General features: G+C 64.7%; 18 protein-coding genes and 1 pseudogene. 6 read left to right on the top strand and 13 right to left on the bottom strand.

The window, feature by feature from the left end; translation table 11 throughout:
- Positions 1 to 172: 172 nt before the first annotated feature.
- Positions 173 to 1,435 (top strand): annotated as a pseudogene (locus P5704_015790) (OprD family porin).
- 84 nt (positions 1,436 to 1,519) lie between these two features.
- On the opposite strand, the gene P5704_015785 reads toward P5704_015790, so the two are convergent.
- The 10 genes from P5704_015785 to kdgD form a co-directional block, all read right to left on the bottom strand.
- Positions 1,520 to 2,410 (bottom strand): aldose 1-epimerase, encoded by an 891-nt coding sequence (locus P5704_015785; protein WOF77512.1) that lies wholly within the window; start codon positions 2,408 to 2,410, stop codon positions 1,520 to 1,522.
- A gap of 108 nt (positions 2,411 to 2,518) precedes the next feature.
- Entirely contained in the window at positions 2,519 to 3,445 is a 927-nt protein-coding gene (locus P5704_015780; protein WOF77511.1) for a 2-hydroxyacid dehydrogenase, read from the bottom strand.
- Between the two features lie 41 nt (positions 3,446 to 3,486).
- The gene (locus P5704_015775; protein ID WOF77510.1) at positions 3,487 to 3,810 is read right to left on the bottom strand and encodes a DUF3325 family protein; all 324 of its coding nucleotides are present in this window, start codon (positions 3,808 to 3,810) and stop codon (positions 3,487 to 3,489) included.
- A 2-nt stretch (positions 3,811 to 3,812) separates the two neighbouring features.
- Complete coding sequence (locus P5704_015770; protein WOF77509.1) at positions 3,813 to 5,339, bottom strand: PepSY-associated TM helix domain-containing protein; 1,527 nt, start codon at positions 5,337 to 5,339, stop codon at positions 3,813 to 3,815.
- Positions 5,336 to 5,632, bottom strand: coding sequence for a DUF3649 domain-containing protein (locus tag P5704_015765; protein WOF77508.1), 297 nt, complete (start codon positions 5,630 to 5,632; stop codon positions 5,336 to 5,338). The genes P5704_015770 and P5704_015765 overlap by 4 nt, the downstream gene beginning before the upstream one ends.
- Before the next feature lie 49 nt (positions 5,633 to 5,681).
- Complete coding sequence (locus P5704_015760) at positions 5,682 to 7,802, bottom strand: TonB-dependent siderophore receptor (protein WOF77507.1); 2,121 nt, start codon at positions 7,800 to 7,802, stop codon at positions 5,682 to 5,684.
- Positions 7,803 to 7,941: 139 nt separating this feature from the next.
- Positions 7,942 to 9,495, bottom strand: coding sequence for a galactarate dehydratase (gene garD / locus P5704_015755; GenBank protein ID WOF81252.1), 1,554 nt, complete (start codon positions 9,493 to 9,495; stop codon positions 7,942 to 7,944).
- A gap of 154 nt (positions 9,496 to 9,649) precedes the next feature.
- Positions 9,650 to 10,990 (bottom strand): glucarate dehydratase, encoded by a 1,341-nt coding sequence (gene gudD, locus P5704_015750; protein WOF77506.1) that lies wholly within the window; start codon positions 10,988 to 10,990, stop codon positions 9,650 to 9,652.
- A gap of 91 nt (positions 10,991 to 11,081) precedes the next feature.
- A complete protein-coding gene (locus P5704_015745; protein WOF77505.1) occupies positions 11,082 to 12,524 on the bottom strand; it encodes an aldehyde dehydrogenase family protein in 1,443 nt (480 codons plus the stop codon).
- 70 nt (positions 12,525 to 12,594) lie between these two features.
- Entirely contained in the window at positions 12,595 to 13,506 is a 912-nt protein-coding gene (gene kdgD, locus P5704_015740) for a 5-dehydro-4-deoxyglucarate dehydratase (protein ID WOF77504.1), read from the bottom strand.
- 452 nt (positions 13,507 to 13,958) lie between these two features.
- Here kdgD and P5704_015735 point away from each other — a divergent pair, with 452 nt between their 5' ends.
- The 4 genes from P5704_015735 to P5704_015720 all read left to right on the top strand — a co-directional run bounded on the left by P5704_015735 (position 13,959) and on the right by P5704_015720 (position 18,435).
- Entirely contained in the window at positions 13,959 to 15,341 is a 1,383-nt protein-coding gene (locus tag P5704_015735; protein ID WOF77503.1) for an enolase C-terminal domain-like protein, read from the top strand.
- 32 nt (positions 15,342 to 15,373) lie between these two features.
- Positions 15,374 to 16,342: a tripartite tricarboxylate transporter substrate binding protein gene (locus P5704_015730; GenBank protein ID WOF77502.1), complete on the top strand. Its 969-nt coding sequence runs from the start codon at positions 15,374 to 15,376 to the stop codon at positions 16,340 to 16,342.
- A gap of 64 nt (positions 16,343 to 16,406) precedes the next feature.
- Positions 16,407 to 16,904: a tripartite tricarboxylate transporter TctB family protein gene (locus tag P5704_015725; GenBank protein WOF77501.1), complete on the top strand. Its 498-nt coding sequence runs from the start codon at positions 16,407 to 16,409 to the stop codon at positions 16,902 to 16,904.
- Positions 16,905 to 16,914: 10 nt separating this feature from the next.
- Complete coding sequence (locus P5704_015720) at positions 16,915 to 18,435, top strand: tripartite tricarboxylate transporter permease (GenBank protein ID WOF77500.1); 1,521 nt, start codon at positions 16,915 to 16,917, stop codon at positions 18,433 to 18,435.
- Positions 18,436 to 18,470: 35 nt separating this feature from the next.
- Here P5704_015720 and P5704_015715 read toward each other — a convergent pair whose 3' ends face one another.
- Positions 18,471 to 19,613: a mandelate racemase/muconate lactonizing enzyme family protein gene (locus P5704_015715; protein ID WOF77499.1), complete on the bottom strand. Its 1,143-nt coding sequence runs from the start codon at positions 19,611 to 19,613 to the stop codon at positions 18,471 to 18,473.
- 103 nt (positions 19,614 to 19,716) lie between these two features.
- Between P5704_015715 and P5704_015710 the strand changes: the two genes are divergently transcribed.
- On the top strand, positions 19,717 to 20,658 hold the full coding sequence (locus P5704_015710; protein ID WOF77498.1) for a LysR family transcriptional regulator: 942 nt from the start codon (positions 19,717 to 19,719) through the stop codon (positions 20,656 to 20,658).
- A 119-nt stretch (positions 20,659 to 20,777) separates the two neighbouring features.
- Here P5704_015710 and P5704_015705 read toward each other — a convergent pair whose 3' ends face one another.
- Positions 20,778 to 22,004, bottom strand: a complete 1,227-nt coding sequence (locus P5704_015705; GenBank protein ID WOF77497.1) for a type II toxin-antitoxin system HipA family toxin — start codon at positions 22,002 to 22,004, stop codon at positions 20,778 to 20,780.
- Complete coding sequence (locus P5704_015700) at positions 22,004 to 22,327, bottom strand: helix-turn-helix domain-containing protein (GenBank protein WOF77496.1); 324 nt, start codon at positions 22,325 to 22,327, stop codon at positions 22,004 to 22,006. Before P5704_015700 ends, P5704_015705 begins: the two co-directional genes overlap by 1 nt.
- Between the last annotated feature and the right edge of the window lie 134 nt (positions 22,328 to 22,461).

Below are 22,461 nucleotides of genomic sequence, written 5' to 3'. Positions count from 1 at the left end.
GTGCATGCGGGACCCCTTCGACTTTCAGCGACATTGACAACGACGTGCTCATCGTCATAATCCCTGCAGTCATATGACAACTGACGTCATTAGACTTGCCGATCAGGCATAGACCACCGCCCCCACGGTGGCCACACCGGGGCGGCCCATCAAGCAAGGGAGCACAACAATAATGACCCCACGCACAACCTCGTCCGTCGCACTGTTCGCGGGCGGCTGCATGACCCTCGCATCGCTCGGCTTCACTGCCGGCGCCCAAGCCGAAGGCTTTGTCGAAGATGCGAACTTTTCGTTGAACCTGCGCAACTTCTACATCAACCGCAATTTCGTCGACTCCGACTACCCACAGAGCAAGGGCGAAGAGTGGACGCAGAGCTTCATCCTCAATTTCCAATCCGGCTACACGCCCGGCCCGGTGGGCTTCGGCGTCGACGCGCTGGGCCTGCTGGCGGTCAAGCTGGATGGCGGTGGCGGTACCTATGGCACTGGCCTGCTGCCGGTGCATGGCGCACCCGGCGATCGGCATCCGCCGGATGACTTCGCGCGCCTGGCAGTCGCGGCGAAGGCCAAGTTCTCCGAAACCGAGGTGCGCGTCGGTGAATGGATGGTGGTACTGCCGATCCTGCGTTCGGACGACGGTCGCTCGCTGCCGCAGACCTTCTAGGGCGGCATGATCACCTCCAAGGAAATCAAGGGTCTGTCGCTCTACGGCGGGCAGATGCGGCAGAACAGCCCGCGCGACGACGGCAGCATGGACGACATGTTCTACGGCGGCGCGAGTTCCGACCGCTTCAACTTCGTCGGTGGCGAATACGAGTTGGGCGCGAAGACCAAGGTCGGCGCCTGGCATGCGCGTCTGGAAGATATCTACCAGCAGAACTACTTCCAGCTGCTGCACACCCAGCCGCTCGGCGAAGGCGTGGCGCTGACCGCCAACCTCGGCTACTTCACCGGCAAGGAAGAAGGCAGCGCGCTGGCCGGCGATCTGGACAACAAGACCTACTCCGGCCTGTTCGGCCTGCAGGTCGGTGGCAACACCTTCTATGTCGGTCTACAGAAGGTCAGCGGCGACAACGGCTGGATGCGCGTCAACGGCACCAGCGGCGGTACTCTCGCCAACGACTCGTTCAACTCCGCCTACGACAACGCCAACGAGCGTTCCTGGCAGCTGCGCCACGACTACAACTTCGCCGGCATGGGCGTTCCGGGCCTGACCATCATGAACCGCTACATCAGCGGCGATCAGATCGAAGCCGGTGGCGTGGACGATGGCAAGGAATGGGGCCGCGAGTCCGAGCTGGCCTACACGGTGCAGAGCGGGCTGTTCAAGAGCCTCAACATCAAGTGGCGCAACTCCAGCATCCGTCGCGACTACAGCTCCACCGAGTTCGACGAGAACCGCCTGATCTTCAACTACCCGTTGTCTCTGCTGTAAGCGGTAGCGCTGTACGCAACCCTCCTCGCTCCGGTTGCGGTAACTCTTTGGCCCGTCAGTTGACGGGCCTTTTTTCGTCTGCCTTCAGCGGCGCGCGACACGCAGGCGGCAGCGGCGCTCCAGTCGCTCGCCCGGCTGCAGATACAAAACGCCATGCCTGGCCGGGTCCGGCGCATTCAGCGCGTTGTTGCGGTGGGACACCGGCTCCACGGCGAAGAAGCCCTGCACGGCCGGCGGCGTATAGACCACCAGATGCGTCATCGACGGGTCCGCCTCAAGCTCAAGCCGCACGCCTGCCGTCGGCCACTGCAAGGTTGCCGTGGTATCCCAACCGGCGAAGCAGTGATCCAGCTCGGGCTCGCCCAGCTCCCGCGGCTGGCGAAAGTCCCAGCGTGACGGTATGTCCACCGCCTCGCTCGGCAACTGCTGATCGTCACTCAGCCAGACCTGCTCGGCAGCGAAACGCAGCGTCACGCCTGCATGGCGCGGGAAGTACGGGTGCCAGCCGAGCCCGGCCGGCATCACCCGCTCGCTGCGGTTGATCAGCGCCAGCCGCAGCCAGGCGCCCTGCTCGTCGAGCCCGAGCTCATGCTCCAGCTCGAAGGAGAACGGCCAGTCCTGCCGGGCATCGCCTTCGGCCCGATGCAGCAGTGTCAGCAGTAGTCGGTCGACCTCCTGCGCAGCCAGTGTCCACGACCGCTTCCAGCCCACGCCGTGAATCGGCAAGGCATGTTCCGCGGAATTCAGCCGCAAGCGGTGCGACTCGCCGTCCGCCTGGAACATGCCGCCGCCAACCCGGTTGGAGTACGGCGCCAGCACGAAACAACTGGTACGACGCACCTGCTCGCTGCCATCCCAGGGACGTAGCAGGTCGAAATCATCCAGGGCGAAGCGGGTAATTGTGCCGCCCAGCGCCGGGCAGACCGAGAGCCGGAAACCGGCGTGGGCGAGGTGCACTTCATCGAGGGAAGCCATGCGCGCTCCTGATGGTGGCCGCTCGGCGATGGAGCGACGTTGCTTGCGAATGAGGCTGCGATTTCTCGCGTAGACAAAACGCCGCCACCCAGCGGTCGACTGCCGTAGTCAGACCGGCGTCAGCAGCCGTCCCTCGCGAAGAAAGCTGTCGAGATTGTCCAGCAGCAGATCCTCCATGGCGCCGCGGGTTTCATGGGTGGCGCTGCCAATGTGCGGCAGCAGCACGACATTGGGCAGCTCGCAGAGAGCCGCCGGCACCCTCGGTTCGTCGGCGAAGACGTCCAGTCCGGCACCGCCTAGCCGGCCCTCCCGCAGTGCCGCGACCAGTGCCGGCTCGTCCACCACCGAACCGCGCGCGACGTTGATCAGGATGCCTTTGCGACCCAGCGCGTCGAGCACTGCGCGGTCGATGAGGTTCTGCGTCTGCGGCCCGCCGGGACAGCTGAGCACGAGAAAGTCCGCCCAGCGCGCGAGTTCCAGCAGGTTTGCTTCGTACTCGTACGGGCTGCCGGCCACCGGCCGACGATTGTGATAACGCACCGCCATGTCGAAGCCCGTCGAGCGCTTGGCCACCACCTCGCCGATGCGGCCTAGCCCGACGATGCCCAGCCGCTTGCCGCTGACGCGACGGCCGAGTTGGAGGTTAGCCTCGGCCCAGCGCCCCTCGCGGACGAAGCGGTCGCCCAGGGCAAGCTGTCGCGCGCTGTCGATGATCAGGCCGAAGGCCAGATCCGCCACGCACTCGTTGAGCACATCCGGCGTATTGCTCACCGGAATGCCGCGCGCCCTGGCGGCTTCTACGGCGATGGCGTCATGGCCGACGCCAAAACTGCAGATTGCCTTCAACCGGGGCAGCCGTTCGATCAACGAGGCCGGGCAGCCGAAGCGCGCAGAGGTAAGCATGATCTCGATGCGCCCGGCATGCTCGGCGAGCAGCGCTTCGGCGTCGCCCTGCCAGTAGGCCAGCACCTCATGCCCGTTCAGGCGTTGCTGGACTCGCTCGGACAAGGGGCCCATCTGGAGAATGCAGCTCATCGATTTTCCTCTGCGTTGGCGGGCCGCGGCCCATGGGTTGTTTACAGCACGGTCTGCACCACCCCGCATGCCGCCAGCAGCGGTACCGCTGGCAGTACCCAGCGCGAACGCCAGGCCAGCAGCAGCACCAGCAGCAAGCCGGAGAGCATGACCAGGCACAGCCAGATGACCGTGCCAATCTCGCCGCCCTGGCTGTTGACGCCGAGCCACAGCGCGAAGCCAAAGCAGCCAACGGCCAGCGAACGGATGATCGCCGGGCCCGGCAGGCGCGTATCGGCGCGCAGCAGCGCACCACGGTGGCGGTTCATGGTCAGGCAGAGCAGCGTCATGCCCAGGTAGGCCAGCGCGAATGCCAATAGCAGCATGGTCAAGCCTCCTGCACACGGGTTGAGCGACCGCGCACCGCAGCGGCAGCCGGCGTTGCGTTCAGGCGCCAGGCGCAGGCCGCACAGACTAGCCCCGCGACGATCATGAACAGATCGACCGATGCCAGGGCCCAGTCGCCACGTCCGAGGCTGGCTATCAGGTGGCCATCGGTGGTCAGCGCGTTGATGATCGGCAAGCCGAGCGCGAGCACGGCGCCGAGCAGCAGCTGCTCGTGCAGCAGGCGGCGGCTCTGATGGCGGCGCAGAACGGCCCAGAGCACCGCTAGCAACCAGGCACCGACGAACACCCAGCCTTCGGCCACGGCGCGTTCGGCGAATGTTGCCGGAATCAGACGATTGCCCCACAGCAGCGCCAGGCTGGCCAGCGGCAGGCCGGCGAACACCGAGACGTTCAGCGCGCGCACCCAGATCACGCTGCGGTCGCCGCGCTGTTCGCGCTTGGCCAGCCAGACCTGCAGCCCGCCAACCAGCATGGCGCAACCGGCAAGGCCCATCAGCAAATAGAGCAGGCGCACCAGCGTGCCGCCGAACTGCGCCATGTGCAGCCCCGCCAGCCAGAGGTAGGCGCGGTAGCCGGTGGATGCGTCCTGGCGATTGAGCAGCTCGCCGGTGCCAGCGTCATAGCTGAGGGTGTCCTGCGGCGAGCCGATCCGCGAACGGTCCCGGCGACGAACATCCACCACCGCCGACGCATCATCGGGATGATGCACGCTGACCCAGCCCGCCTCGCCACCGCCCCACTGCCGCTGCGACTCGACAATCAGCGCATCGAGGGACACCGGAGCCGGTGGCGGCTGGCCCACTTCTTCGCGCTCGAAGCTGCCCATCACCTCGCCGAAGTACTGCATGACGTTGCCGGAATAGCTCACCTGCGCGGCGGCCGGCATGTAGGACGCGACGAAGATCGCCACGCCGGTGTAGGCCAGCACCAGATGAAACGGAAAGCCGACCACGCCGAACAGGTTGTGCGCATCGAGCCAGGCACGCTGGCCGTTGGCCTTGGGCCGCAGGGTGAAGAAATCCTTGAAGATGCGCCGGTGGATGATCACCCCCGACACCAGCGCGACGAGCATGAACATGCCGGCCAGGCCGACGATGTACATGCCGATGTCACCGGCGTGCAGGTTGTAGTGCAACTTGAAGAAGAACTCGCCACCCAGCGTTTCCGGCATTGGCTCGGCCTGCGCGCTACGCGGGTCGAAGGCGATGTTGTGGATCGTCTTGGTGGCGTCTACTTCCCAACCGAGTCGCCAGTAAGGCTCGCGCTCGGTCGGGCCGTGCATCCAGAAGGCATGCAACTCGTCGCTGACGTTCTGCTGCAACCAGCCACGCACATCGTCCGCACCGAGGCTGGATACCACGCCGTCATGCAGCGCCGGGCGCATCCAGCGGGTGAGTTCCTTGTCGAAGCAGGCGACGGTGCCGGCAAAGATGATCACGAACAGCAGCCAGCTCGGCAGCAGGCCGCCCCAGGTGTGCAAACCGGCCATGCTTTGGCGCAGTTTCATGGACGAACCCTCCAGTCGCCGGAAAAGAACGCGGCCAGACACAGCACCGCGGTCACACCGACGATCAACAGCCATACCCGCGTGGCACTGCGGGCGGCGAACACGTAGATCACCACGGCGGTCCACACGGCGAAGCTCGCCAGGCTGGAAAACACTACACGATCAGGCCGCGCCAGCGGCAGGTAGACCGCCAGAAAGGCGGTCACCGCGTAGGCGACCGCATAGCCGCCGACCAGCGCCGCAAGCACACGCGACGCGATGTTCCAGCGATTGATGGATGCGTTGCGACTCACCTCGAATCCTCCCTTGCAGGCCGGCAAGTGGCGCGTGGCCCAGCGACGTTCAAAAGCTGTAGCTCGCGGTTGCCACCACGGTGCGGCGGTTGCCGGTGAAGCAGTCGCCACGCGACAGGCAGGTGGTGTAGTAGGTCTCGTCTTCCAGGTTGGTGGCGTTAAGGGTGAACGCCCAGTCCTGATAGGCGTAGCCGAGCATGGCGTCGAACAGCGTCGTCGACGGCGTCTTCAGGCTGTCGGTGCCATCCCAGCTGGCACCGACGTAGCGCACACCGGCCCCGGCGCTGAAGCCGGAAATGCCGGCGATGCTGAAGCGGTGCTGCGACCACAGCGAGGCCATGTGCTCGGGCACGCTGGCGATGCGCTTGCCTTGTTCACCCTCCTCACCCTCGACTATTTCGCTGTCAAGGTAGGTATAGGTGGCGATCAGGTTCCATTCGGGCGTGACTTCCACCAGCCCTTCGAGCTCGACACCTCTCACCTGGGTTTCACCCGCCTGACGATCGCCGCGCGGCGTCACACCGAAAATCTGGCGATTCTGCTCACGCAAGTCGAACACCGCTGCAGTCAGCAGCGTATTGCTGCCGGGAGGCTGATACTTGACACCGAGCTCCCACTGCTCGCCTTCGAGAGGTTTGTATGATTGCTGGGTATCGGCATTCAAGCCGATGATCGGTGAGAACGACTCACTGTAGCTGATATAGGGTGCCACGCCATTATCGAACAAATAGGTCAGGCCTACCCGCCCGGTAACGGCATCATCCTTCTGCCTGTCTCCATCCTCGACGCGGGTATCGGCCCAGTCCTTGCGCAGGCCGAGTGTCATCAGCCATTTCTGGTAGCGAATCTGATCTTGGACATATAGTCCTTTTTGCGATGTACGCTGCTGCGGAACATCCGTGAGACTGACCACGGAGGGGTCGAAGCTACCATAGACTGGAGCATAGACATCCAATGGAGTGGCCACGTCGAATGCGCTTTTTTCGTCAGTCACGGAGTGTTGGTAGTCGACGCCCACGAGCATCGTATGCTGCAGTTCGCCAGTGTTGAAGCGCGACTCGGCCTGATGGTCGGCAGTCCAGATGGTGACTTCCGGCTTGCTGACCGAATACACACGGTTGATCGTACGGTCGTCTGGATTCAACCCGAACGGATAACCGTACATCGTCTGGTAACTCACCTTGCTTTTCTGCCAGCGCAGGTTCTGCCGCAGCGTCCAAGTATCGTCCAACTGCCACGACATCTGCGAGGTCAGCGCCTTCTGCTCGGTGTCGTACTCATCGAAACCGGGTTCGCTGACAAAGCGATCAGTGTCGATTTTCCCGTAAGGTGCGCTGAGCACAGTACCGCGATGTGGCAGGAAGGAGCTGGTAGTGCCGCTGTCGTCCTTCTGCACATTGGCCATCAGCGTCCATTCGAACTGTTCGTTGGGGCGCCAGGTCAGCGACGGCATGAAGACCAGTCGGTTGTCCTTGGTGTGGTCGACCTGGGTCTGGCTGTCACGCTGGATCGCCACCACGCGATAGAGCAGCGTGCCGTCGTCATCCAGCGGGCCGGTGCTGTCGAAGGCGATCTGCTTGCGGTCGAAGCTGCCGTATTGCAGCTGCAGTTCACTCCGCTGCTCGGCCTGCGGACGCTTGCTCACCAGATTGAGCAAACCACCTACCGGACTTTGCCCATAGAGCATCGAGGACGGCCCCTTCAGCACCTCGATACGTTCGAGGGTAAAGGGATCAGTACGGGTGTTGTTGTAATAGCCGACACCCTTCTGCAAGCCGTCGAGAAAGATTCCTGGCGAAGTGCCGCGCACCAAGGCCGAATCGCCCCGACTATCAATCCCGTACGCCTCGCCACGCATGCCGGCGACATAGCGCAGCGAGTCCTGGATGGTCAGCGAGCCCTGGTCCCGGATGCGATCTGCAGTGATCACGCTGATCGACTGTGGGGTCTCGATGATCGGTGTATCGGTCTTGGTGGCACCGACGCTGCGCTTGGCGACATAGCCTTCGACCGGGCCATTGCCCCGCTCGACTTCACGTGGCGCGGTGATCTGTTGTGCCTCAAGCTCGACCGCTTCCTCAGCGTCGACAGCAAAGCAGGCGACCAGCACTGGCAGGCCCAACACCAGCGGGCGCAGCGAAAACGGGGGCGAAGCGACAACGCGGCTCATGAGTTGTACCTTGTATTTTTATGAGAACGCGCATGATATTGATAAATGTTCAAATTTAGAAGAAGTGCATTGCGTATTTGCGGCGCTTGCCGGAAGAGGCGCTCTTCGCTGCGCGATCAGCGCAGCGGGAACGTTCCCCTCAGGTGATGGGCGCAGGATTGAACAAGACGATGTCGTTGTGCAGCCGGTGGCGCTCGGCCCAGGTCTGCTTCAGTCCGCTGGCGACATCCAGGTAGTAGTGGAACAGCTCCCAGCCGAGCTCCTCGATGCTCGCGCGGCCACTGGCGATGCGTCCGGCGTCGATGTCGATCAGGTCCGGCCAGCGCTCGGCCAGTTCGCTGCGCGTCGCCACCTTGACCACCGGCGCCATGGCCAGGCCGTACGGCGTGCCACGACCGGTGGTGAACACGTGCAGGTTCATCCCGGCGGCCAGCTGCAGCGTGCCGCAGACGAAGTCCGAGGCCGGCGTGGCGCAGAAGATCAGGCCCTTGCGTTCGACCCGCTCACCCGGCCCGACCACGCCGTTGATCGCGCCGCTGCCGGATTTGACGATGGAGCCGAGGGATTTCTCGACGATGTTCGACAACCCGCCCTTCTTGTTGCCCGGTGTGGTATTGGCGCTGCGGTCGGCGGCGCCACGTTCCAGGTAGCGGTCGTACCAGTCCATCTCGGCGATCAGCGCGTCGGCGACTTCCGGGGTTTCTGCCCGCGCGGTGAGCATGTACACCGCATCACGTACCTCGGTGTTCTCCGAGAACATCACCGTGGCACCGGCGCGCACCAGCAGGTCCGCGGCATAACCCAGCGCCGGGTTGGCGGTGATGCCGGAGAAGGCGTCGCTGCCGCCGCATTGCATGCCCAGCACCAGCTCGGAAGCCGGCACGGTTTCGCGACGGCGCTGGTCGAGCTTCTTCAGCCGCGTTTCGGCCAGCGCCATGATCTGCTCGATCATCTCGCCGAAGCCGCTGTTCGACTCCTGCAGGCGGTACAGCCAGGGGTCGCGCAGGTCCACCGAGGGATCGCCTTCGTGCATCACCTGCTCGGCCTGCAGCTTCTCGCAGCCGAGACTGATGACCAGCGCTTCGCCGCCCAGGTTGGGATTGCGCGCCAGGTTGCGCACGGTGCGGATGGGGATGTAGGCGTCGCGGGCGTTGATCGCCACGCCGCAGCCGTAGCTGTGGGTCAGCGCGACCACGTCGTCGACGTTGGGGTACTTGGGCAGCAGCTCGTCGCGGATGCGCGTGACCGCATGTTCCAGCACGCCGGTGACGCACTGCACCGTGGTGCTGATGCCGAGGATGTTGCGCGTGCCGACGGTGCCATCGGCATTGCGATAGCCCTCGAAGGTGTAGCCCTCCAGCGGCGCGAGCCGGTCCGGCACCGCCGTGGCACGCGGCAGGCTGTCCAGCGGCGGCGCACTGGGCATCCGCAACTGGGTTTCCTTGACCCAGCTGCCACGACGCAGGGGTTCGAGGGCATAACCGATGATCTGTCCGTAGCGGCGCACCGGCTCGCCTTCGGCAATGTCCACGAGCGCGACCTTGTGGCTCTGCGGCACGGCCTCGACGGTAACCAGCCCGTCCTCGAAGCGTGCGCCGACCGGCACACCGCCGTCATTGACCACCACGGCGACGTTGTCCGCCTCGTTCAGGCGGATGCAGCGCGGAGAATCCTGGTGGGGAATCAGTTGCACGGTTTCGCTCATGTCTGCTCCGGTTAGGGTCCGGTTGTTGTTCTGTTTCGTTTCTTTCCTGTCGCCCTGCCGCGCGCCCCGGCTTTCAGCGTGGGGCGCTGGTGGGCTGAAGCCCACCCTACAACCGTGCCCATCCTACGACGCGACAGACGGCTCAGCGCACCATGCAGGGCTTCTTGTTGTTGAAGGTCCAGTTGGGGATCAGGTACTGCATGGCGATGGCGTCGTCGCGGGCACCCAGGCCTTTTTCCTTGTACATCGCATGCGCCTTGCGCAAGGCATCCCAGTCCAGTTCGACGCCCAGCCCAGGCTTCTGCGGCACCGCCACCTTGCCGCCGACGATCTGCAGCGGCTCGCGGGTCAGGTGCTGGCCGTCCTGCCAGATCCAGTGGGTGTCGATGGCGGTGACGCGGCCCGGGGCGGCGGCGGCGACGTGGGTGAACATCGCCAGGGAGATGTCGAAGTGGTTGTTCGAGTGCGACCCCCAGGTCAGCCCGAAGTCGGCGCACATCTGCGCCACGCGCACGGAGCCGGCCATGGTCCAGAAATGCGGGTCGGCCAGCGGGATGTCCACCGAGTTCAGCTGCACCGCATGGCTCATCTGCCGCCAGTCGGTGGCGATCATGTTGGTCGCGGTGGGCAGGCCGGTGGCGCGGCGGAACTCAGCCATCACCTCGCGACCGGAGTAGCCGTTCTCGGCACCGCAGGGGTCTTCGGCATAGGCCAGCACGCCGTGCAGGTCGCGACACAGGCCGATGGCCTCATCCAGCGACCAGGCGCCGTTGGGGTCCAGCGTCACGCGGGCCTCGGGGAAGCGCTGCGCCAGGGTGCGGATCGCCTCGACTTCCTCTTCGCCGCGCAGCACGCCGCCCTTGAGCTTGAAGTCCTTGAAGCCGTAGCGCGCGTAGGCCGCCTCGGCCTGGCGGACGATGCTCTGAGGTGTCATCGCCTCCTCGTTGCGCAGGCGGAACCAGGCGTCGGCGGCGCTGGACTCGTCACGGTAGCCGAGGTCAGTCCTGTTGCGGTCGCCGATGAAGAACAGGTAGCCGAGCATCTCCACTTCGTCGCGCTGCTGACCATCGCCGAGCAGTGCGGCGACCGGCACATCCAGATACTGGCCGAGCAGATCGAGCAGCGCCGACTCCAGAGCGGTGACGGCGTGAATGGCGATGCGCAGGTCGAAGGTCTGCAGGCCGCGGCCGCCGGAGTCGCGGTCGGCGAAGGCGCGGCGCGCACGGTTGAGCAGGGCGTTGTACTGGCCGATCGGTTCGCCGACCAGCAGGGCGCGGGCGTCTTCCAGAGTCTGGCGGATGGCTTCGCCGCCCGGCACTTCGCCGACGCCGACGCGCCCGGCGCTGTCCTTGAGGATAAGGATGTTGCGGGTGAACCAGGGCCCATGGGCGCCGCTGAGGTTCATCAGCATGCTGTCCTGCCCGGCGACGGGCACGACGGTGAGTTCGGTGATGCGGGGCGTGCCCGGCATGGCGGTGGTCATGGGTGTCCCTCTGTTGTTCTTGTGGGGATACGGCGCCCACCGGGGCGCCGTTGCACAGTTTCGCAGCGCGGCCTTGCGACCGGCTTTCACCTCAGCCGATGTAAGTGGTCTTCACCGTGGTGTAGAACTCCTGGGCGTAGCGGCCCTGTTCGCGCGGGCCGTAGGACGAGCCTTTGCGGCCGCCGAACGGCACGTGGTAATCCACCCCGGCGGTGGGCAGGTTGATCATCACCATGCCGGCCTGGGCGTGGCGCTTGAAGTGGTTGGCGTACTTCAACGAGGTGGTGCAGATGCCGGCGGACAGGCCGAACTCGGTGTCATTGGCCATCGCCAGCGCCTCGTCGTAGTCCTTGACCTTCACCACATTGGCCACCGGGCCGAAGATTTCCTCGCGGCTGATGCGCATGCTCGGGTCGCTGTCGACGAACAGCGTCGGCGCCAGGAAATAGCCATCGGTGCCGCAGGTCACCTGCTCACCGCCACAGGCCAGGCGCGCGCCCTCCTGCTTGCCGATCTCGATGTAGCGCAGGTCCTGCTCCAGCTGGGCCTGGGACACCACCGGGCCGACATCCACGCCCTGCTCCAGCGCCGGGCCGACCTTGATCTTGCTGATGCGCTCGACCATCGCCTCGACGAAACGGTCGTAGATGCCTTCGGTGACGATGATGCGGCTCGAGGCCGTGCAACGCTGGCCGGTGGAGTAGAAGGCGCTCTGGGTGCACAGCTCGACGGCGACGTCGAGGTCGGCATCGTCCAGCACGATCTGCGGGTTCTTGCCGCCCATCTCCAGCTGCACCTTGGCGCCGCGTGCCACGCAGGCCTGGGCGATGCCACGACCGACGCCCACCGAGCCGGTGAAGCTCACGGCATCGACGTCCTTGGCATTGACGATGACCTCACCCACTTCACGGCCCTTGCCCATCACCAGGTTGAACACGCCCGCCGGGAAACCCGCGCGCGAGATGATCTCGGCGATGGCCCAGGCGCAGCCCGGCACCAGGTCGGCCGGTTTGATCACCACGCAGTTGCCGAAGGCCAGCGCCGGGGCGATCTTCCAGGCGGGAATGGCGATGGGGAAGTTCCAGGGGGTGATCAGGCCGATCACGCCGAGCGGTTCGCGGGTGACCTCGACGCCGACCCCGGGGCGCACCGACTGCAGCGTCTCGCCAGCCTGGCGCAGGCATTCGCCGGCGAAGAACTTGAAGATGTTGCCGGCACGGGCGACTTCGCCGATCGCTTCCGGCAGCGTCTTGCCCTCCTCACGGGCCAGCAGCCTGCCGAGCTTCTCGCGGCGGGCGAGGATTTCCAGGCCGACCTTTTCCAGCGCATCGGCGCGCGCCTGGATGCCGAAGCTGGCCCAGGCCGGGAAGGCGCGACGGGCGGCGGCGATGGCCTGCTCGACTTGGGCGGTGTCGGCCTGAGCGTATTCGCCGATCACGTCAGAGAGGTCGGACGGATTGGTGTTGGCCTGGTAACGATCCGAGCCGACCCACTGGCCGTCGATGTAGTTGTCGTAGCGTTGTACGTCAGCCATGCAAAGTGTCCTCTGATGATGCCCGGCGCGGCCCTTCGGCAGGACGGCGCCGGGGCGATTTCGGAAAGGCTTACTGGGCGCCCTGCTTCTCGATCAGCACCGCCAGGCGCTCGTACTCGTCGGGCTTCAGCTCGGTCAGCGGCGCGCGCACCGGGCCGGCGTCGTAGCCGGAAATACGCGCACCGGCCTTGACGATGCTGACCGCGTAGCCCTTGCAGCGATTGCGGATGTCCAGATACGGCAGGAAGAAATCATCGATCAGCCTGCCGACGGTTTCATGATCCTCGCGGGCAATGGCCTTGTAGAAATCCATCGCAGTCTTCGGAATGAAGTTGAACACCGCCGAGGAATACACCGGCACGCCCAGCGCCTTGTAGGCGGCGGCATAGACTTCCGCGGTCGGCAGACCACCGAGGTAGCTGAAGCGATCGCCGAGGCGGCGGCGGATCGACACCATCAGTTCGATGTCGCCCAGGCCATCCTTGTAGCCGATCAGGTTCGGGCAGCGCTCGGCCAGCTGCTCCAGGTGCGTCGCGGTCAGGCGGCAGACGTTACGGTTGTAGACCACCACGCCGATGTTCACCGACTTGCAGACCTGCTCGACATGCAGGGCGACGCCTTCCTGGCTGGCCTCGGTGAGGTAGTGCGGCAGCAGCAGCAGCCCCTTGGCCCCCAGGCGCTCGGCTTCCTGCGCCATCTGGATGGCCAGACGGGTCGGTCCCCCGACGCCGGCGAGGATCGGCACCGTACCGGCACAGGTATCGACGGCGGTCTTGATGATCTCGCTGTACTCGCGCGGCTCCAGCGAGAAGAACTCACCGGTGCCGCCGGCAGCGAACAGCGCCGAGGCTCCGTAGGGGCCGAGCCATTCCAGACGCTTGACGTAGCTGGCGCGATTGAAGTCGCCCTGCGCGTCGAAGTCGGTAACCGGGAATGACAGCAGGCCGGAAGAGAGGATGGCCTTCAATTCTTGTGGGTTCATTATTCGAGCATCCTGAATGCAGATTGAGGAGGTACAAGGGCATCAGCCTTGAGATACGTTATCGTACAACTAAAAATAGTCCAACCGTTTTTTCTGCGCATTTTCTTCAGCGCTGAAAGCTGAATGAAAGCTTTCTGCCTTTCACTCGCCCGCCCAGGTCAAACCCCAAGAGAGCATCAGCTTAAACAGCATAAGCAGCGGCAGACGACCCAGCTGAATGCACCGATGATTTCGTTTGACAGCTGACGTAGCGAACTGTAAAAAACCCTCCATAGTCATACGATGACCTATGACCACAATAACAATAGCGAGGCCCTGGACATGTTCCGCAATTGCCCGACCCCTGCGCAGCTGCAGGCTGCCGATAACGCCATCCGCCGCGCTGCCTCAGCAAACGTACGTACAGCGCCCGCCCCGGTCGCCTGCCTCACCTGCAGCGGAGACCGCACACAATGAATCGGCCCTCCAGTACGACACCCCGCGTACAGAGCATGCAGGTCATCCCGGTGGCCGGCTACGACAGCATGCTGCTCAACCTCTGCGGCGCTCACGCCCCCTATTTCACCCGCAACCTGATCCTGCTCACCGACAATGCCGGCCACACCGGCATCGGCGAAGTACCCGGTGGCGAGGGTATTCGTCAGGCATTGGAGCGTAGCTGCCCGCTGGTGATCGGTCAGCCGATCGGCGCCTACAACCGGGTGCTCAACCACCTGCGCGCGATGCTCGCCGGCAATGGCCGCGACACCCGCCACGAGGTGACCTCCGCAGCCGAGGCGGCGGTACTCAAGCAGCCCCACGAAATCAACCTGCGCCTGGACAACGTGATCACCGCGGTCGAGGCCGCGCTGCTCGACCTGCTCGGCCAGCACCTCGACGTGCCGCTCGCCGAACTGCTCGGCAGCGGCCAGCAGCGCGACGCAGTGCCGATGCTCGCTTACCTCTTCTATATAGGTGATCGCAGCCGCACCGACCTGCCCTACCTGGCCAGCACCGGCGAGGACTGGTACCAGCTGCGCCATCAGCCGGCGCTGACACCGGATGCCATCGCCCGCCTGGCCGAAAGTGCCGCCGCGCGTTACGGCTTCGCCGACTTCAAGCTCAAGGGCGGCGTGATGCGTGGCGAGGAGGAGATGCAGGCGATCGCCGCGATCAAGACGCGCTTCCCCGACGCCCGCGTGACGCTGGACCCCAACGGCGCCTGGTCGCTGGACGAGGCCATCGCCCTGTGCAAGGGCCAGGGCCACCTGCTGGCCTACGCCGAGGACCCCTGCGGCCCGGAAAACGGCTATTCCGGCCGCGAGATCATGGCCGAGTTCAAGCGCGCCACCGGCATTGCCACCGCCACCAACATGGTCGCCACCGACTGGCGGCAGATGGGCCACTCGCTGCGCCTGGAGGCGGTCGACATCCCGTTGGCCGACCCGCATTTCTGGACCATGCAGGGCTCGGTGCGCCTGGCGCAGATGTGCGAGCAGTTCGGCCTGACCTGGGGCTCGCACTCGAACAACCACTTCGACGTGTCGCTGGCCATGTTCACCCATGCCGCGGCCGCCGCGCCGGGGCGCATCACCGCCATCGACACCCACTGGATCTGGCAGGAGGGCCAGGAGCGCCTGACCCGCGAGCCGCTGCAGATCGTCGACGGCCAGGTCCGCGTGCCCGAGCGTCCGGGCCTTGGCATCGAGCCGGACATGGACCGGATCATGGCCGCCCATGAGTTGTACAGGAAGGTCGCCAGCGGCGCCCGCGACGACGCCATGGCCATGCAGTACCTGATTCCGGGCTGGCAATACCACCCCAAGCGGCCGAGCTTCGGCCGCGCACCCGCCTGACCCCATAGCCCCCATCCACTGGAGATCGAACAATGAAAAAAGCGATATGCGCCTCCCTGGTATCCGCCGTCATGGCTTTCAGCAGCAGCGCCTTCTCTGCCGATGAGGTGAAATGGCCGACCCGTCCGGTACAGGTGGTGGTGATCGCCAACCCCGGCGGCGACACCGATTTCAACGCCCGCACCATGGCCAAGTACTTCAACCAGATCACCGGCAAGAGCATGGTGGTGACCAACGTCGCCGGCGGCGGCGGCACCCTGGCCGCCGAGCAGGTCAAGGGCGCGGCGGCGGATGGCAACACCATCCTCTTCACCCACCCCGGCCAGCTGATCGTCAACGAGGTCGCCGGTCTCACCGAGGACAGCTACGAGACCTTCGACGTGTCCTGCATCGCTGGTGTCGACAAGAGCACCGTGTTCGTCGCCTCCAAGCAGTCCGGCGTGACCAGCATGCAGGACCTGATCGCCAAGTCGAAGGCCGAACCGGGCAGCATTACCTACGGCACCGAGATGGGCAGCTTCTCCCACGTGCAGGGGCTGATGCTGGAGAAGCTGACCGATACCAAGCTGAAGATGGTCGACGGCGGCACGGTGTCCGACCGCGTGGTGGGCATGCTCGGCGGTCGTCTCGATCTCGGCGCGATCACCTACGGCTCGGTGCAGGACTACGTCAACGGCGGGCAGATGGTCGCGCTTGGCCAGCCCAACGAGGAGCGCAACCCGCTGCTCGGCGAGGTGCCGACGCTCAAGGAGCAGGGTCTCGACATCACCATGGACAAGCCCTACGTGGTCGCCTTCCCGAAGGGCACCGACCCGGCCATCGTGAAGAAGATGGCCGACGTGATGAAGCAGATCACCGAGATTCCCGAGTACGCCGAGGAACTGAAGAAGTTCAAGCAGCCGGTGGCCTACCACGGCACCGAAGAGGCCAAGGCGATCCTGGCCAAGACCCGCGAGGACTTCATGCAGTTCAAGGACGAGCTGCGTCAGGCCAAGAACTGATCACTGACGTGTCGCCAGCCGGCCACGCCGGCTGGCTGTCTCTCCTCGCGCACGGAGGTTCGCCATGACCACTGCGAACAAGAAAGAACTGAGCATCGGCGTGGCCATGCTCGGCGCCAGCATCGCCTATCTGGTGATGGCCTACCGCGTACCCGGCCACGATGGCATCGATGCCGCCACCGTCCCCACCCTGCTGGCCATCCTGCTCTGCCTGCTCGGGGCGCTGCAGACGCTCAGCGCCTTCGGCAACCGCGCGCGACCCGCGGCCGAGAGCGACGCCGACGCCACGGAGCAGACCCGTACCAGCGTCGTCGAGCCGCTGACCGTGCTCAAGACCCTCGGCCTGATCCTGCTCTACGTGGTGCTGCTGGGGCCGGTGGGCTTTCCGATCATGACCACGCTGTACCTCTACCTGCAGTTCATCGTGCTGACGCCGGTGGACCACAAGGTCCGTCATCTGCCCTACGCGGCCATCGCGGTGATCACGTCCATCGTCATCTATCTGCTGTTCCGCGAGGCCTTCGACCTGTTGCTGCCCGCCGGCCTGCTGAATTTCCTCTGAGGAATCGACCATGCTCGAATTACTGCAGCAAGGCTTCGGTGCCGTCTTCTCGCTCAACATCCTACTGCTCATGCTCGGCGGCGTCGCGGTCGGCATCGTCTTCGGCGCCGTGCCCGGGCTGTCGGCGACCATGGCGGTCGCCCTGTGCCTGCCGCTGACCTTTACCATGGGTCCGCAGGCCGGCCTGTCGTTGCTCGTCGCCCTGTTCATCGGCGCCACCTCCGGTGGCCTGATCTCGGCGATCCTGCTGAAGATTCCCGGCACACCATCGTCCATCGCCACAGTGTTCGACGGCGGCCCGCTGATGGAGCAGGGCCTGGGCGTGAAGGCGCTCGGCGTCGGCATCGTGTTCTCCTTTCTCGGCACCATCTTCAGCATCATCGCGCTGATGTTCATCGCCCCGCAGCTGGCCAAGGTGGCGCTGAGCTTCGGCCCGCACGAATACTTCGCCATCGCGGTGTTCTCGCTGACGCTGATCGCCACCCTTTCCGCCGGCTCGATGGTCAAGGGGCTGTTCGCCGGCACGCTGGGCATCGCCGTATCCACCGTCGGTATCGCCCCGGTCGAGGCCGTGCGCCGCTTCACCTTCGGCGTCAGCGAGCTGAACGGCGGCTTCTCCATGCTCACGGTGATGATCGGCATGTTCGCCGTCGCCGAGGTCATCAAGCTCGCCGAAACCGGCCGGCATGCCGTGCGCAACAAGGCCGGTTCGGTGAGCATGAAGCAGATCAAGGGCTTCGGCTTCTCGCTCAGGGAGTTCCGCCAGGAGCTGCCCAACGCCAGCCGTTCCGGTCTGATCGGCCTGGCGGTGGGCATCCTCCCGGGGATCGGTGCCGGCACCTCCAACCTGCTCTCCTACATCGTCGCCAAGAAGCGCGCCAAGCAGCCGGAAACCTACGGCAAGGGCAACATCGGCGGCGTGGTCGCCAGCGAGACGGCGAACAACGCCGGCATCGGCGGCGCCATGATGCCGCTGATGACCCTGGGCATCCCCGGCGACACCACCACGGCGATCCTGCTTGGCGGCTTCCTGATCCACGGCATCCAGCCCGGGCCGCTGCTGTTCGTCAGCCAGGGGCCGCTGGTCTACACCATCTTCGCCGCGCTGCTGGTGGCCTCGGTGATGATGCTGTTCATGGAGTTCTACGGCCTGCGCCTGTTCATCAAGCTGCTCGACGTGCCCAAGCACATCCTCCTGCCGATCATCCTGGTGCTCTGTGTGGTCGGTGCGTTCGGCCTCTCCAGCCGGCTGTTCGATGTCTGGTCGATCCTGCTGTTCGGCCTGCTCGGCTATGGCTTCGTCAAGGCGGGCATGCCGGTCGCGCCCTTCATCATCGGCTTCATTCTCGGGCCGATGGCCGAGACCAACCTGCGCCGTGGCCTGATGCTCTCGGACGGCAACTTCGCCTCCTTCTTCACCAACCCCATCGCCGCGACCTTCCTCGGCCTGGCCCTGGCCTTCGTGCTCTGGCAGCTGTACAGCGCGCTGCGGCCACGGGGCGGCGTGCTCGGTCAGGCGCTACGTACCTGAACCAGCGCCCCTCTGCGCCAGCAGCGGGGCTGCCGTCACGGCTTGGTACCGAACGCATCGCTTGCCAGCGTCCAGCCCGCCACCTGCTCGCTGAGGCTCAGTCCCAGCCCGGGCCGGGTCGGCACCTGCATGCAGCCATCACGGATCTCGAGTCGCTCCTGGAACAGCGGCTCGAGCCATTCGAAATGCTCGACCCAGGTGGCATGTTCGTAGGCCGCAGCGAGGTGGATATGCAACTCCATGACGAAATGCGGCGCCATGACGATTCCGCGCCGCCGCGCCGCCTCGGCCACCTGCAGGAACGGCGTGAAACCACCGATGCGCGGCGCGTCATGCATGATCACATCCACCGCCCCGCGCTCGACGAAGGCGCAGGCTTCGGCCGCACTGCCGAGCATCTCGCCAGTGCCAACCGGGGTGATCAGCTGTGCCGCCAGGGCAGCGTGGCCTTCCAGGTCGTGGGCGTCCAGCGGCTCCTCGATCCAGGTCAGGTCGAACTCCTCCAGCGCCCTGCCCATGCGCGCCGCGGTGGTGCGGTCCCACTGCTGGTTGACGTCCACCATCAGCGCCACCTCGTCGCCGAAGTGCCTGCGCAGCGCCGCGACCCGCCGCAGGTCGGCGTGCCGGTCGGGCTGGCCAACCTTCAGCTTGATCCCGCCGATACCGCGCGCGCGGGACGCCTCGGCCTTTTCGATGACCTCCTCGATGGGCGCCTGCAGGTAGCCGCCGGATGTGTTGTAGCAAGGCACCGCATCGCGATGGGCACCAAGCAGCTTGGCCAGCGGCAGGCCGGCGCGGCGCGCCTTGAGGTCCCACTGCGCGGTGTCGAAGGCGGCGATGCTCTGCACCGCCAGGCCGCTGCGCCCGATCGAGGCGCTGGCCCAGCTCAGCCGGCTCCACAGGCGGGCGATGTCGTTGGGGTCTTCGCCCAGCAGCAGCGGCGCCAGCTCCCGCGCATGGGCATATTGCGCCGGTCCGCCGGTGCGCAGGCTGTAGCTGAAGCCGATGCCGTGATGCCCCTGCTGCGACTGCAGCTCGACGAACAGCAGGCTGACCGACGCCAGGAGCAGCTGTCGCCCGGTAAGAACCTTGGCGTCGCTGACCGGCCGCTGCAGCGGCAGCTCCACCGCACGCAGGCCGATCCAGGTGATGCGGTCCGCTTCGTACAGGTCGCTCATTCGTGCCGCCGCCTCGCCAGTCAGGGGATGCGCTGGATAATCCGCCGGCTGATTGATACGGTCCAATTCATTAACGCTTTTGATTGATACCAGGAACGGATCAATGTTCGAACTCGCCCAACTGCGATGCTTTACCACCTTGGCCAGCGAACTGAATTTCCGTCGCGCGGCCGAGCGCCTGAACATGACCCAGCCGCCGCTGAGCCGGCAGATCCAGTTGCTGGAACACCAGCTCGGCGTCGCGCTGTTCACCCGCAGCACGCGTTCTGTGGCGCTCACCGCCGCCGGTCGCGCCTTCTTCGTCGAGGCCCAGGCCCTGCTCGACCAGGCCCACCGCGCCGCACAGGGTGCCCGGCTGGCTGCACTGGGCGAGAGCGGCTCGCTGACCATCAGCTTCGTTGCCAGCGCGGTCTACGACTTCCTGCCGCGCGCCATCACCCAAGTGCGCCGGGAACGGCCAGGGGTGGCCATCAACCTGCTGGAGACCACCACCTTCGAACAACTGCAGGCTCTGCGCGCGCGTCGGGTCGACCTGGCGGTGGTGCGCGAGCCGTTGCAGCAGCCGGGACTGGTCAGTGAATGCCTGCTGCGCGAGCCCTTCGTGCTGGCCACGCCGGCCGATCATCCGCTGGCGCAGCATCCGGCGCCGACCCTGGAAATGCTCCACGGCGAGCCGTTCATCCTCTATGCCCATGGCGCCTGGCAGCCGTTCAACGAGCTGCACACCGGGCTGTTCCGCGCCAGCGGTATCCAGCCCGAATTCGTCCAGTCGCTGGGCTCGACGCTGACCATCCTCTCGCTGGTCAACGCTGGCCTCGGCATGGCGCTGGTGCCACGCGGGGCCAGTGCGATCCGCTTCCAACAGGTGCGCTTTCGCGAGCTGCCACTGCCAGCGGGCATCTGTGCCGAGCTGCACCTGGCCTGGCGCGACGACAACGACAACCCGGCGCTGGAGGCGGCGCGCAATGCCGTGCGTCAGGCGGCCCGCGATATCGCCCTGGACCTGCCGCCAATCCAAGGCCTACACCATGGGACGGACTGCTGACGGCCACGAGTGACATTCAAATGGTGGACCAGAGCTGGCGCTATTCAGGCCTGTGGCGAATGCACTGCTCGACGCTAAGTCTAGGACCAAGCTTGCAGGCGGAGCCTTCGCAGCGCGCCCTAAGCGAGCAGTCTCTCGCTGCTTGTTGCGTCCACTGCTGCATCCAGCTCAGCCCCAGCCAAATGCGTTGCATAGTGCTCCATCAGCTCCGACTCCCAAGAAGCGACCTCGTCCAATATGCCGGCCGCCTCATCTTTCGTCAGTGCAAAATGCTCATGCTGGCTAAGCAGGTTGGCTCGACTTAGGAGAGTACCGTTGATACCAACTTCCATCGCCAGCCCCTGCGCAGGCCCCTCTCCCAGCACGGGAAGAACGTCATACATGGGCGAGAGGCGCCAAGCGCCTTCCTGCCAGATCACTGCGTGATTGCGAGGATGATCGTCACTGTTGCCGACCAGAGCGTTGTAGGCCATTCGCCTGTAGAGCGCCTGCCTATCAGAATCTGGCGCGCCTCTGCGGTACAGCTCATCGGCGAGCGCCGCGTAGATCCATCCGTTGCTGCGCTGCACATGCCATTCGGCATCGAGAAGAGTTAAGCCACTCATCATCGGAATGCGGCGAAACCTTGCATCATTCGCTGACCATTCTCGGTCGAATCGCTCCACTAGCAACGTGTTGCCTTTTTCACTTTGATGGAGTGCCGTCCGGGCAACATTCATCCCCTTGGTAGCCGCAAAAGTCATGCAGGCATACTCAAATTTCGGCAGGTCGTAGTGATCAAATTTGTCGCGTGGCTTGGCAAGAATCAGCTTGTGATCAAAGCGGTACGTGCGCTTGGGCCTGGCACCACCAACAGCTGAGCGCTGGTCCCGTATTCTTAATGCCTCCAGCTGCTCAGCGCTCAGCTGGCTGTCATAGATCGCAGCGCAAATATCTATGAAATGATCGAGCCCTTTGGCTTCAAGCATTTTCACAGGCCTTTCGCCTATTCCCGGCCTCGGTGTGCGATCTTCGCCAGCCATGATGTTTCCGGCGCGATCTTCGTTAGGAGATAACAGCAGGAGCTGGATCGGAGTGAGCTCGCCCTTTCGGGTGCGGCGCAACAGGCGTTCTCCCCAGCCATCTGGCATCGCATCATCAATGAAGCCGGGAACGCCGCCATTCTTATGTACCTGAATGGGTCGAGTGGAAAGCGGATACCGTATCGGATCAGGCACCCAACGCTTGGCTTCCACGATCTCCGGCGCATAGACGAAGGTTCCCGTGCCACCAGCAAGGGTCAGCCTGCCCAGCGTCACAGTCTCACCCGTTTCCGGACATTCCATGTAGATGTAAGCGCGCGACATTAGAAGTCCTCCGCGTTGCTGCGCGGCAGCCTGACGCGCTTGGTCGCATTGGTTTCCAAAGCGTCGAGATCAAGCGCTGGGTCATCGATCAGCGCCTGGAAAACCCGGTCAGAAATCCCAACGGTGAACAACGCGAGCATGAAGTCGTGCAGCGAAACACCTTCAGCCTTGCCCCCCTCAATGTGACGAACAGCTCGGAGAGAAATCCCAGCCCGCTCTGCAAGGTCAGCCTGGCGCAGCACCATGCGCAGACGCGCCTCCTTCACCAGAAGGCCTATACGGTAAAGCAGAGAGGCACTTTGAACAGGGAAAAAGCTTTTCATAAGGTTATACCAAGCGACATCCTATGAAGGATAAGATACTACTAATCGCACACTAAACAACCCTTAAAGAATAATAAGCAGTCATTTCATAACATCTTAAATACGATAAGCTGTCATGAAAAGATATCTTATTA

The organism is Pseudomonas sp. FeN3W, from assembly GCA_030263805.2.
In the GTDB taxonomy this organism is placed as follows: Bacteria; Pseudomonadota; Gammaproteobacteria; order Pseudomonadales; family Pseudomonadaceae; genus Stutzerimonas; species Stutzerimonas stutzeri_G.
Note: the sequence above shows the minus strand (reverse complement) of the source record. Positions and strands in the feature narration are given on the sequence as shown.